The organism is Haemophilus sp. SZY H36 (assembly GCF_018829625.1).
In the GTDB taxonomy this organism is placed as follows: Bacteria; Pseudomonadota; Gammaproteobacteria; order Enterobacterales; family Pasteurellaceae; genus Haemophilus; species Haemophilus haemolyticus_K.
In genome coordinates, this window is the sequence record NZ_JAHKKA010000001.1 from 352845 (window position 1) to 365233 (window position 12389).

The 12389-nt window shown below is 38.1% G+C and carries 12 protein-coding genes; 4 read left to right on the forward strand and 8 right to left on the reverse strand.

The window, feature by feature from the left end:
* The first annotated feature begins 9 nt into the window (after positions 1 to 9).
* On the forward strand, positions 10 to 330 hold the full coding sequence (locus KP713_RS01490; protein ID WP_179222760.1) for an HI1450 family dsDNA-mimic protein: 321 nt from the start codon (positions 10 to 12) through the stop codon (positions 328 to 330).
* 68 nt (positions 331 to 398) lie between these two features.
* Here the strand turns inward: KP713_RS01490 and KP713_RS01495 are convergent, their stop codons facing one another.
* From KP713_RS01495 to rlmE, 6 genes are all read right to left on the reverse strand, one after another.
* Positions 399 to 824 (reverse strand): hypothetical protein, encoded by a 426-nt coding sequence (locus tag KP713_RS01495; protein WP_215769646.1) that lies wholly within the window; start codon positions 822 to 824, stop codon positions 399 to 401.
* A 235-nt stretch (positions 825 to 1059) separates the two neighbouring features.
* Entirely contained in the window at positions 1060 to 1539 is a 480-nt protein-coding gene (gene sixA / locus KP713_RS01500) for a phosphohistidine phosphatase SixA (protein WP_048952572.1), read from the reverse strand.
* Positions 1540 to 1598: 59 nt separating this feature from the next.
* Positions 1599 to 2933, reverse strand: a complete 1335-nt coding sequence (gene glmM / locus KP713_RS01505) for a phosphoglucosamine mutase (RefSeq protein ID WP_215769647.1) — start codon at positions 2931 to 2933, stop codon at positions 1599 to 1601.
* Positions 2934 to 2970: 37 nt separating this feature from the next.
* Positions 2971 to 3798 carry a dihydropteroate synthase gene (gene folP, locus KP713_RS01510; RefSeq protein WP_215769648.1) on the reverse strand — a complete coding sequence of 276 codons (828 nt, stop codon included), beginning with the start codon at positions 3796 to 3798 and terminating at the stop codon, positions 2971 to 2973.
* A 123-nt stretch (positions 3799 to 3921) separates the two neighbouring features.
* Positions 3922 to 5814, reverse strand: coding sequence for an ATP-dependent zinc metalloprotease FtsH (gene ftsH / locus KP713_RS01515; RefSeq protein WP_215769894.1), 1893 nt, complete (start codon positions 5812 to 5814; stop codon positions 3922 to 3924).
* A gap of 89 nt (positions 5815 to 5903) precedes the next feature.
* Positions 5904 to 6533, reverse strand: coding sequence for a 23S rRNA (uridine(2552)-2'-O)-methyltransferase RlmE (gene rlmE, locus KP713_RS01520; protein WP_005637911.1), 630 nt, complete (start codon positions 6531 to 6533; stop codon positions 5904 to 5906).
* 126 nt (positions 6534 to 6659) lie between these two features.
* Between rlmE and yhbY the strand changes: the two genes are divergently transcribed.
* Positions 6660 to 6959 carry a ribosome assembly RNA-binding protein YhbY gene (gene yhbY / locus KP713_RS01525; protein ID WP_005628915.1) on the forward strand — a complete coding sequence of 100 codons (300 nt, stop codon included), beginning with the start codon at positions 6660 to 6662 and terminating at the stop codon, positions 6957 to 6959.
* A 39-nt stretch (positions 6960 to 6998) separates the two neighbouring features.
* Here yhbY and greA read toward each other — a convergent pair whose 3' ends face one another.
* Complete coding sequence (gene greA, locus KP713_RS01530; RefSeq protein ID WP_005637913.1) at positions 6999 to 7475, reverse strand: transcription elongation factor GreA; 477 nt, start codon at positions 7473 to 7475, stop codon at positions 6999 to 7001.
* 163 nt (positions 7476 to 7638) lie between these two features.
* On the opposite strand from greA, the gene dacB reads away from it, so the two are divergent.
* Positions 7639 to 9078, forward strand: a complete 1440-nt coding sequence (dacB, locus tag KP713_RS01535; protein ID WP_215769649.1) for a serine-type D-Ala-D-Ala carboxypeptidase — start codon at positions 7639 to 7641, stop codon at positions 9076 to 9078.
* Positions 9079 to 9135: 57 nt separating this feature from the next.
* Here dacB and truA read toward each other — a convergent pair whose 3' ends face one another.
* The gene (truA, locus tag KP713_RS01540) at positions 9136 to 9933 is read right to left on the reverse strand and encodes a tRNA pseudouridine(38-40) synthase TruA (RefSeq protein ID WP_215769650.1); all 798 of its coding nucleotides are present in this window, start codon (positions 9931 to 9933) and stop codon (positions 9136 to 9138) included.
* A 181-nt stretch (positions 9934 to 10114) separates the two neighbouring features.
* Between truA and KP713_RS01545 the strand changes: the two genes are divergently transcribed.
* Positions 10115 to 12352, forward strand: coding sequence for a TonB-dependent siderophore receptor (locus KP713_RS01545; protein WP_215769651.1), 2238 nt, complete (start codon positions 10115 to 10117; stop codon positions 12350 to 12352).
* Positions 12353 to 12389: the final 37 nt, after the last annotated feature.

The window sequence follows — 12389 nt, forward strand, 5'->3', positions numbered from 1 at the left end:
TATTTTATGATGACTGAAATTAAAAAACTTGATCCTGATACAGCAATTGATATTGCGTACGATATTTTTCTAGAAATGGCAAGTGAAAATCTTGATCCAGCCGATATCCTTCTCTTCAACCTACAATTTGAAGAACGAGGAGGTGTTGAGTTTGTAGAAACTGCCGATAACTGGGAAGACGAAATTGGCGTACTCATCGATCCGAATGAATATGCCGAGATTTGGGTTGGATTAGTAAACAATCAAGATGAAATGGACGATATATTTGCAAAATTTTTAATTTCTCACCGAGAAGAAAATCGTGAATTTCATGTTATCTGGAAAAAATAATATCAAATACTAAAACTAAAAAATCCCTATTGAATTCACAATAGGGATTTTTCTATTTAATCACAAAATTATTTAGTAGCTTCTTTCACCGCATCAATTGTTTGATTCGCTTTTTCACCTATAGATTGTTTCATTTCTTCCATTTTTGAAGACGCTGCATTTTTGGCTCGTTCAACTTTTTCCATTGCCACATTCTTCGCATCTTCAACTTTAGCCATAGCTGCATCTTTAGTTTCAGCCATTTTTTCTGCTGCAGCTGATTTTGCAGAATCTACAGCGTTGCTCGCCATATCCTTCACATCAGATACAGCTTGTTGTGCAGTAGTTTTTACATCTGCTGCAGCATTAGTTGCAGCTTCTTTCACATCCGTAACAGCTGAAGTTGCCGCTTGTTTTGCCTCTACAACTTTTTGTGCTGCCTCATCTTTATCAAAACAACCGGTTAAAGCGACCGTTGAACCCAACACTAATGCAGCTAATGCTAATTTTTTCATGATAAATCTCCATCTAGTATTCATTTTGCAAAGCCCTATTGCTTTGTGTGGCGTAGTTTACGCATATTTCTTAAAAAGGAAATAGGTAAAATAAAAATTTACATTTCTTTAAAAATCTTTACAAATAAAAATACAACTAACCAATTGATAAATAAAGCATATTTATAAAGTTCCATGGAAAATATTTATTTTTTGTAAAGATAAATAACCATTAATTTGATTATTAATAACACAATTAGATCAATGCATCTGCATTTTTATACATGAGAATTTTTGCATATTGTCCAGACCAATTTAAATATGCAATAGTCGCTGGGTAAAAACTGATTGGATTTCGCTTTCCATAGAGCTCCGCTACAATTTCACCGACTAAAGGTAAATGAGAAATAATAAATATAGATTTTATACCTTCATTACGCAATACAGAAAAATAATCCGTCACCATTTCTGCATGGCCATAAGGTGTAACACCGTCCCAAATTTCTATTTTTGATGATAGTTCACCATTAAAAGCCTGATTTACCTGCTCGAAAGTTTCTTGTGCTCGCACATAAGGACTAATAATAATACGATCTGGCGTGGCTAACTCTAACTGTTTTCTTAACCATTGCCCCTGAGTAAAGGCTTGTTTAATACCATAGGCAGTTAAGCGACGAGCTTTATCACTATTAGCCATTACTTCAGCCTCGCCATGACGCATAATAAAAATATTCATTTTGCTTTCCTAAGCATTTGATAAAAATAAACCGTACTAAATAAAGTGCGGTTAAAAAATTAATGAGATTTAACTACTTCTGCAATTTCTTCTGCACATTGTTGTGCAAGTTCAGCATCTTGACATTCCACCATAACGCGAATAAGTGGTTCCGTACCCGATTTACGCAATAAAATACGACCTTTGCCTTCTAAACGTTTTTCAACGTTTGCGGCAACAGATTTCACGGCATCACTTTCAAGTGGATTATCCCCGCCTGCAAAACGTACATTGATTAACACTTGTGGGAATAATTTAACCGCACTCGCTAATTCATTTAATGATAATTTATGCTGTGCCATTGCCGCCAATACAGCTAATGACGCAACAATGCCATCGCCAGTTGTATTTTTATCCGCAATGATAATATGTCCTGAATTCTCACCACCAAGCGTCCAATCGTTTTCAACCATTTTTTCCAATACGTAACGGTCACCTACATTTGCACGTAAGAAAGGAACACCAAGCATTTTCAACGCAATCTCTAAGCTCATATTACTCATTAATGTGCCAACGACACCGCCTTTTAATTGACCTGAGCGCAACGCTTCACGCGCAATAATAAAGAGAATTTGGTCACCATCAACTTTATTTCCTAAATGATCGACCATCATAATGCGGTCACCATCGCCATCATAAGCTAGACCAACATCAGCTTTAGTTTCAACAACTTTAGCTTGCAATGCTGTTACATCCGTTGCGCCACATTTTTCATTAATGTTCAAACCATTTGGATCCGTACCAATTTCAATAACTTCCGCTCCAAGCTCTCTCAACACGTTAGGCGCAATATGATAGGTTGCACCATTTGCACAATCGACCACGATCTTATAACCTTCCAAGCCTAAATGAGCGGGGAATGTGCCTTTACAAAACTCAATATAGCGTCCTGCTGCATCATTAATACGACTTGCTTTACCTAATTCAGCAGATTCCACACAATCCATCGGTTGCTCTAACATCGCTTCAATGGCTTCTTCAATTTCATCAGGTAATTTAGTCCCTTTTGCTGAAAAGAATTTAATGCCATTATCATAATAAGGATTATGAGAGGCTGAGATCACAATACCCGCTTCAGCACGGAAAGTTCTAGTTAGATAAGCAATAGCAGGTGTAGGCATAGGGCCGGTAAATGCCGCAGATAAGCCCGCTGCAGCTAAACCTGCTTCAAGGGCTGATTCCAACATGTATCCAGAAATTCGGGTATCTTTACCGATTAAAACCATTTTAGAACCTTGAGAAGCTAATACTTTTCCTGCAGCCCAGCCTAATTTTAATGCGAAATCTGGTGTAATTGGATAACTACCTACTTTTCCACGTACACCATCTGTTCCAAAATATTTACGATTTGCCATAATACAATTCCTTTAATTTTTTATCGTTATAAAACCATCAGGCATTTTCTGTTGCCTGCCAAACTTTGAGCATATCTGATGTTGCAGCAACATCATGTACGCGTAAAATTTTTGCGCCTTTTTGCGCTGCAATAAGCGCACCTGCCACACTACCTATCACTCGCTGATCGACTGGCTTATCAAGCACTGCGCCAATCATTGATTTGCGAGATAGCCCTGCTAATACAGGATAGCTATTCTGACAAAATTCATTCAGATTTTGTAATAATTGATAATTATGCTGTACAGATTTGCCAAAGCAAAATCCCATATCCCAAATTAAGTTTTCTTTTTTAATGCCAGCAGAAAGGCATTCATTAGTACGTTTCTGTAAAAAAGCTAATACATCTTGTACGACATTTTCATAATGAGGATTTACCTGCATCGTTCTAGGTTGCCCTTGCATATGCATAATACAAACAGGCAAAGCTAGTTTTACCGCTGTTTCTAACGCATTTGGCTCTTGCAAAGCACGAATATCATTAATCAAATCCATTCCAACACTTGCCGATTCACGCATCACAACTGCTTTTGAAGAATCGACAGAAATCCAGCAATCAAAATGGCTTCGCACCGCTTCCACTACTGGCACAACACGATGCAATTCTTCTTGTTCAGAGACTTCATCCGCATTAGGGCGTGTAGATTCACCACCAATATCAATAATTGTCGCACCTTCTTCTAACATTTTTTCAACTTGAAAAAGCGCTTTATCCAAACTAAAGAATTGTCCGCTATCAGAAAAAGAATCAGGCGTAAAATTAAGGATTCCCATAATCTTAGGAACGCTTAAATCAAGACATTTATTGTTCGCGTAAAGTTTCATAAAGTGCGGTGGATTTTTAGATTGATTTTAATCGGGCGATTATAGCGGAATACGCTGAAGAAAAAAATCATTAGGGAAAAATAAAGCCTTTCCGAAGAAAGGCCTTGTTGATTAGAGAGTTGATTAGGAATTAGAATCTACCGAATTTTCACCCGCACTTTGAGCATTATTACTATTTGCATAAGTTGCTTGCCCTGTGTGCTCTTCCCATCCAGATGGAGGTGTCACAGGTTCTCGATTCATCAATTGTTTGATTTGTTCTTCTTCAATAGTTTCATATTTGACTAATGCATCTTTCATCGCATGAAGAATATCCATATTATCAGTCAAAATCTGTCTTGCTCTCGCATAGTTACGATTTACAATTGCACGAACTTCTTCATCAATTGCATGAGCCGTTTCATCTGACATATGTTTTGCCTTCGCCATTGAACGACCTAAGAAAACCTCGCCCTCATCTTCCGTATAAAGAATCGGCCCTAATTTGTCAGAGAATCCCCATTGCGTCACCATATTACGCGCGATATTAGTCGCTACTTTAATATCATTTGATGCACCCGTTGAGATATTTTCTTCACCATAAATCAAATCTTCTGCTAAACGCCCTGCATACAAGGTAGAAAGCTTACTTTCTAATTGTTTTTGGCTAATACTAATTTGATCACCTTCAGGTAAAAAGAATGTCACACCCAACGCACGACCACGAGGAATAATAGTCACTTTGTGTACAGGATCATGCTCAGGAACTAAATAACCCACAATCGCATGCCCTGCTTCATGATAAGCAGTCGACTCTTTTTGCTTATCTGTCATAATCATGGTACGACGCTCTGGCCCCATATTGATTTTATCTTTCGCTTTTTCAAACTCAAGCATGGTTACCATGCGTTTATTCACTCGAGCAGCAAACAAGGCGGCCTCATTCACTAAGTTTGCTAAATCTGCACCGGAATAACCCGGCGTACCACGCGCTAATGTCATTGCATCAACATCTTGCGCTACAGGCACTTTGCGCATATGTACTTTTAAGATTTGCTCACGACCTTTTACATCAGGCAGACCAACAACAACTTGTCGGTCAAAACGGCCTGGACGAGTTAAGGCTGGATCAAGTACATCTGGACGGTTAGTCGCTGCAATAACAATTACACCATCATTACCGCTAAATCCATCCATTTCAACGAGCATTTGGTTTAAGGTTTGTTCACGCTCATCATGTCCACCGCCTAAACCTGCACCGCGTTGACGCCCCACAGCATCAATTTCATCAATAAAGATTAAGCAAGGTGCATTTTTCTTAGCCTGTTCAAACATATCACGTACACGAGATGCCCCAACACCCACAAACATTTCTACGAAATCAGAACCAGAAATAGTGAAGAATGGAACTTTTGCTTCCCCTGCAATAGCACGAGCCAATAAGGTTTTACCAGTACCAGGAGGACCAACCATCAGAATACCTTTTGGAATTTTACCGCCCAAGTTTTGGAATTTATTCGGATCACGCAAGAAATCAACGATTTCGCCCACTTCTTCTTTTGCTTCATCGCAACCAGCGACATCTGCAAAAGTAACCTTAATCTGATCTTGATTCAGCATTTTGGCACGGCTTTTACCAAAGCTCATTGCTTTGCCGCCACCACCTTGCATTTGACGCATAAAGAATACCCATACGCCAACAAGGAATAACATTGGGAACCAAGAAATTAAAATTTGGGATAAGAAACCACGTTTTTCAAATGGCGTACCTTCCACTTTCACTTTTTTGCTTAATAAATCATCAAGCAATTTTTTATCTTCAAGTGGTGGCATCACGGTTGAATATTTAGAACCATCCGTTTTCGTTACCGTAATTTCATTGGCATCAAAACGCGCTTCTGTCACTTGTCCATTGCTTACATCGTAAACAAAGGTTGTATAATCAGTAGAATTATCTACCGAAGAGGAATTAAAACTCTGGTATGCTGTCATCATAATGACCGCTACTACCACCCAAAGCACCAGATTTTTGACCATATCGTTCAAAGTCTAACCCACCTTTCCTAAGTTAAAAAATTTTTTACAAGATACTACACATCATTAGCGATGAAAAGCTATCAAAGCAATTAGCCTTTATAGCCTGTCGCCACAATATATACTTCACGAGAGCGTCCGCGTGATGCTTCAGGCTTACGCACTTTCACCACATTAAATAAAGAACGAATTTCTCTTAAATATTCATCAAAGCCTTCACCTTGGAAAACTTTAACAACAAAGCTTCCTTTGGTTGCCAAGACCTGTTTACACATATCTAAAGCGAGCTCGACCAAATACATTGCGCGTGGAATATCCACTGATGGCATTCCACTAAAATTGGGTGCCATATCAGACATCACAACATCAACTTTATCTTCGCCTACGCGCGCTAATAAAGCATTCAAAACATTTTCATCACGGAAATCGCCTTGTAGAAAATCAACGCCTACAATGGGATCCATTTCTAAAATATCACAAGCAATTACTCGACCTTTGCCACCAATTTGCCCCACCACATATTGCGACCAACCGCCAGGTGCAGCGCCAAGATCGACCACCGTCATTCCTTGTTTAAATAATTTATCCGTTTGCTGAATTTCATCAATCTTAAAATAAGCGCGTGAACGCAACTTTTGCTTATGCGCTTTTTGCACAAATTGATCACTAAAATGTTCATTTAGCCAGCGAGAAGAGCTCGCTGAACGTTTTTTCTTTCCCATAATCTTCTATTTTTGGTAGTAGTTTTGCTTATATTTGGTTACAATCTGCCGAATTCAAGCCGAGGCTGATTGAAATCAGTGAAAAACATTGAGAAAATCAACCGCTCTTTTTAATTAGGAATCCTTATGACAACCTTATCAACCAAACAAAAACAATTTTTAAAAGGTCTTGCGCACCATCTTAACCCAGTCGTTATGCTTGGTGGAAATGGCTTAACCGAAGGCGTACTTGCTGAAATTGAAAATGCACTTAATCATCACGAACTCATTAAAGTAAAAGTTGCTGGTGCAGATCGCGAAACAAAACAACTTATTATCGATGCGATTGTGCGTGAAACTAAAGCAGCACAAGTACAAACTATCGGGCATATTTTGGTGCTTTATCGCCCAAGCGAAGAAGCAAAAATTCAGCTTCCACGCAAATAACAACAAAAGTGCGGTCATTTTTAACCGCACTTTTTTTATTTAAATATAATTCACTTCAATGATATCAAACTCAACGACACCGCCAGGCGTTGTAATATTAACGGTATCATCTAATTCTTTACCAATTAAACCTCGCGCAATGGGAGAATTAACCGAAATCAAACCAGATTTAATATCCGCTTCATCATCGCCTACAATGCGATAAGTGACTTCTTCGTCTGTATCAGTATTTACAAGCACAACCGTTGCACCAAAAATGACTTTACCGTTATTTGGCATTTTTGTTACATCAATAATTTGAGCATTACCAAGTTTACCTTCAATCTCTTGAATACGACCTTCACAAAAACCTTGTTGCTCACGAGCTGCATGATATTCTGCATTTTCTTTTAAATCACCGTGCTCGCGTGCTTCTGCTATCGCTTTAATAATTTCAGGACGACGTACATTTTTTAAGAAATCCAATTCTTCACGTAATTGTTCTGCGCCACGCACAGTCATTGGAATTTGTTGCATTGTTTTTCCTTTTACTAAATAAAACAAAAACCACGGCAAAACCCTAAAATCTTGCCGCAGTATTATTAAAAATAAACTTGAAATGAGAAAATGATTTACTCAATTTCATTCGGGGCTTATTATTGTTCGTCTAAGAAAAAATAGCAACCATAACAAACCTAATATGAAAAAATTATCTTCAATTTCCACCGCACTTGGCTCCTTTTTACTTTCCATAAGCTTTAGCCTTCCAACCTTCGCAAATATTAATGTTTCAGACTTGACACAACAATTGCCTGAAGGCTCTAGCGTAGGTTTTATCGCAAAAAATATAAATCAAAACCAAATTATCTCGGATTATAATGGCTCAACCTTTATGCTTCCTGCGAGTACACAAAAAGTTTTTACTGCCGTTGCCGCTAAACTCGCATTAGGCGATCAATTCCAATTTGAGACCGCTCTTTTGAGTAATGGGAAAATTCAAAATGGGAATTTAGATGGTCACCTAATCGTGCGTTTCACAGGTGATCCAGATCTCACAAGTGGTCAACTTTATACCTTACTTGCAGAATTAAAAAAACAAGGCGTCAAAAAAATTAATGGCGATTTAGTATTAGATACCTCTGTTTTTTCGAGTCATGACCGAGGATTAGGTTGGATTTGGAACGATCTGACCATGTGTTTCAACTCTCCCCCATCCGCTGCGAATATTGATAACAACTGTTTTTATGCGGAACTCGATGCCAATCAAAATCCCGGTGAAACAGTAAAAATCAATGTGCCTGCACAATTTCCAATTCAAGTGTTCGGACAAGTCTATGTAGCGGATAGCAATGAGGCGCCTTATTGTCAGCTCGATGTTGTTGTACACGACAATAATCGCTATCAAGTAAAAGGATGTTTAGCCCGTCAATCTAAACCTTTTGGCTTAAGCTTTGCTGTGCAAGATACGGATGCTTATGCAGCCGCGATTATTCAACGACAATTAAGACAATTAGGTATTGAGTTTAATGGCAAAGTCATGTTGCCACAGAAACCACAACAAGGTCAGCTATTAGCGAAACATTTATCCAAACCATTACCCGATTTATTAAAAAAAATGATGAAAAAATCGGATAACCAGATTGCCGATTCATTATTCCGAGCAGTGGCATTCAATTACTATAAACGCCCAGCATCCTTTCAATTAGGCACATTAGCGATTAAGTCCATATTACAAAAACAAGGAATTCGTTTTGGAAACAGTATTTTAGCCGATGGTTCAGGTCTGTCTCGCCATAATCTTGTAGCACCTAAAACGATGCTATCCGTTTTAGAATACATCGCCAAAAACGAAGATAAATTACATTTAATGGAAACTTTCCCCATCGCAGGTGTAGATGGCACGATCAGTGGGCGAGGTGGATTAATTAGCCCGCCATTAGTAAAAAATGTTATTGCTAAAACCGGCTCTTTGAAAGGGGTTTATAACTTAGCCGGCTTTATGACAAATGCTCGAGGAGAAAAAGTGGCCTTTGTTCAATTTATTAATGGCTACTCAACTGGTGATTTAGAAAGCAAAACAAAACGAGCACCATTAGTACAATTTGAGAGTGGCTTGTACAACGAAATCTATAAATATTAATAAAACCTTCTAAAAAAAACACCGCACTTAAAATGACAAAGTGCGGTGTTTTTTTAATTATTTAACATACTCATTACCTAAAAATAATGGTCCTAAATGGCTTTTAGGGATGCCAAATTTTTCAGGATAAATTACATCTACTAAATATAGTCCATCAGGTTTTGCAGTTGGTGCCGCAAGCTGACGATTTTTTTGCTCTAGTAGCCATTTCATCCATTCAATTGATTCTTTACCTGCACCAACTTCAATCAAACTCCCAACAATATTACGGACCATATGATGCACAAAAGCATTGGCTTGAATATCCACAATAACATATTGCCCAATCCGAGTAACTGATAAGTGATGAACATTACGCCACGGCGTGTTTGATTGACATTGTGCGGCACGAAAAGAGGAAAAATCATGCTCGCCTAGTAAATACTGACCAGCTTGATGCATTTTTTCTGCATCAAGATCTAAATAACAGTGAGTAATTCCTCCGTGTAAAATAGCAGACCGTAATTTATTACAATAAAGAATATAGCGATATCGACGAGCCATTGCTGAAAAACGCGCATGAAATTCATCATCAACTTTTTTTGCCCAAGTAACCGCAATATCATCAGGTAAATTCGCATTTGTCCCGAATGTCCATGCTTTATCAGGGCGTACTGCACTGGTTTCAAAATGTACGACCTGCCCTGTTCCGCTCACCCCTGAGTCAGTTCTCCCAGCACAAAAAATTTCAATTTTTTCATTGGCTATAATGGAAAGCGCGTTTTCAAGTTGTTCTTGTATGCTACGCACATTTTCTTGGCGTTGCCAGCCGTAATAATTTGTGCCTTGATATTCAATACCTAATGCGATTTTCATCTTATGCCTTATTTTTGATAGAGTGAAATTATGGTAACGCAACTTTATAGGGTAAGCAAATTTCATTATGTAAGAATAAACATATTTTTTAATAAATGATAATAATTACCATTGATATAAATTAACCTTTTAGATATACTCGCGCCTCTTTTTACCCATATCTAATCTACGGAAGCATTTTATGAAATTTAAATTAAGCCTAATTTACACCACACTTTTTGCTGGAGTTTCGGTTTCTGTGTTAGCGGAAACACAACATAAAGCTAGTACTGAAACGATTGAACAAATTAATGTTCAAGATACAGGTATTAAACAAAATGGCTATCAAACGACAGGAACATCCGTCGTATCAAAAGCTGAAGTACCAGTATTCGACACGCCAAACACAGTAAATATTCTTTCAACCAAACTACTAGAAGATCGCAAATCTGAATCACTTATTGATGCGCTTTATAACATCAGTGGTGTGAGTCAAGCGAATACTCTAGGAGGTATGTTTGATGCCATCCAAAAACGTGGTTTTGGTGGAAACCGCGATAACTCAATTATGCGTAACGGTTTACAAGCCGGCCCAGCTAAAAACTTTAGCGCGACAACTGAAACCGTTGAAGTTTTAAAAGGTCCTGCATCTGTACTTTATGGCATTCAAGATCCAGGTGGTGTGGTTAATATCATTACTAAAAAACCACAAGAAACGCCACGTTATGTCGTTGGTGGAACCTTAGGTAATCATAGCCTCTGGGGAACACAATTAGATTTCACTGGTGGTTTAGGAAATGGTTTTGCTTACCGCTTTATCTATGACAAACAAGAAAAGGACTACTGGCGTAATTTTGGCAAAGTGAAAAATACGACTTACGCACCATCACTTTCTTGGGAAAATGATAAAACTAAAGTGCTTCTTTCTTATGAACACAAAGATATTCTTGAGCCATTTGATCGTGGTACAAATCTTTTAACCGCAACTAATGCATTACCAGATATTCCTGTATCGCGTCGTTTAGATGAACCAAATAATGAAACAACCGCAAAAACCGATAACATTGATTTTAAAATTGAACACAAATTAAGTGATGGTTGGAAATTAAATGCGGGTTATAGCTATGCTCGTTACAAATATTTCTACAATCAAGCTCGTATTACAAATATTAACGTCACAGATGTTACTATCCCTGCAGTTAAAAATAAAAAGGGTGAGATTACCTCTCCTGAATTAAGCGCGCATTATGTACGCCGAGCCATTGAACAGCAACAAGGTGATCAACGTGTTCATAGCGGTACATTAAATATCGTTGGTGAATTTGGTATTGGTGATATTGCTAACCGCTTTGTAGCTGGTATTGATGCAATGCGTAATATTCGTGATCTTGGTCCAATTTATAACCAAGGTATCATGAATTCTGATATCAATATTGATAATCCAAACTATACTAGCCCTGTTGCGGCACATAAAAATGGTAACGGCAACGCCTACCAATATAACTATCTCAAAACCGTTGGTGTTTATATTCAAGATACCGCTTACTTTACAGATAACTTTATCATGACAGGTGGTTTGCGTTATGAGTACTTTGATCAATTTGCAGGACGTCATTGCTTAAATGCGGCAAACTGTAAAAAAGGTCAAAATCTAACAAAAACCGGAAATACCGATCAGCACGATGGCAAGTTATTGTATCAATTAGGTGCCGTATATAAATTTACGCCACATATTGCGACCTTTGCAAACTACTCTGAGTCTTTCCGTCCACAAATGAGTGTGGCAACACCTGTTAGCGGAGATTTAAAACCAGAACAAGGTAAATCTTTTGAAATTGGTGCAAAATACGAAAACTCTGGCTTCAATGCAACACTTGCATTATTCAATATCAGTAAACGTAATGTGGCTGAAACCGTTGGTTCTGGTTCAAATGCACAATTGAATATCGTCGGCAAACAACGTTCTCGTGGTGTGGAATTCGATCTTAATGGTCAAATTACGGATAGTCTAAGCGTAGCGGCTAACTATACATACACCAAAGTCAAATCACTTGAAAATGAGCTTTATCCTGATGCGGTAAATCAACAACTTTCTGGTGTACCAAAACATCAAGCTTCCCTATTCCTAGCTTATAACATAGGTGAATTTGATTTTGGTAACATCCGTGTTGGTGGAGGGGCTCGTTATTTAGGTTCCTGGTATGCCTACAACAATACTTATACGAAAGCATATAAACTACCTCATGCCGTGGTATATGATGCCTTTATTGCTTACGACACCAAAATCTCTGGCAAGAAAGTGTCTTTCCAACTTAACGGCAAAAACTTAACAGATAAAACTTACTATCCATCTACCTCAGGTAATGCAACAAACACGTTAATCCCTGTTGCATTAGGTTATGGACGTGAATTTATCTTCAACACTAAAATTGAGTTTTAATTGAGCGCACAATAAGGGCGAATACTTCGTCCTTATT

Bases quoted from the DNA above. Each gene is read 5' to 3' on its own strand.
- KP713_RS01545 (WP_215769651.1), top strand. From the start codon at position 10,115: ATGAAATTTAAATTAAGCCTAATTTACACCACACTTTTTGCTGGAGTT.
- folP (WP_215769648.1), bottom strand. From the start codon at position 3,798: ATGAAACTTTACGCGAACAATAAATGTCTTGATTTAAGCGTTCCTAAG.
- glmM (WP_215769647.1), bottom strand. From the start codon at position 2,933: ATGGCAAATCGTAAATATTTTGGAACAGATGGTGTACGTGGAAAAGTA.
- yhbY (WP_005628915.1), top strand. From the start codon at position 6,660: ATGACAACCTTATCAACCAAACAAAAACAATTTTTAAAAGGTCTTGCG.
- dacB (WP_215769649.1), top strand. From the start codon at position 7,639: ATGAAAAAATTATCTTCAATTTCCACCGCACTTGGCTCCTTTTTACTT.
- KP713_RS01495 (WP_215769646.1), bottom strand. From the start codon at position 824: ATGAAAAAATTAGCATTAGCTGCATTAGTGTTGGGTTCAACGGTCGCT.
- ftsH (WP_215769894.1), bottom strand. From the start codon at position 5,814: ATGGTCAAAAATCTGGTGCTTTGGGTGGTAGTAGCGGTCATTATGATG.
- truA (WP_215769650.1), bottom strand. From the start codon at position 9,933: ATGAAAATCGCATTAGGTATTGAATATCAAGGCACAAATTATTACGGC.
- greA (WP_005637913.1), bottom strand. From the start codon at position 7,475: ATGCAACAAATTCCAATGACTGTGCGTGGCGCAGAACAATTACGTGAA.
- KP713_RS01490 (WP_179222760.1), top strand. From the start codon at position 10: ATGACTGAAATTAAAAAACTTGATCCTGATACAGCAATTGATATTGCG.
- sixA (WP_048952572.1), bottom strand. From the start codon at position 1,539: ATGAATATTTTTATTATGCGTCATGGCGAGGCTGAAGTAATGGCTAAT.
- rlmE (WP_005637911.1), bottom strand. From the start codon at position 6,533: ATGGGAAAGAAAAAACGTTCAGCGAGCTCTTCTCGCTGGCTAAATGAA.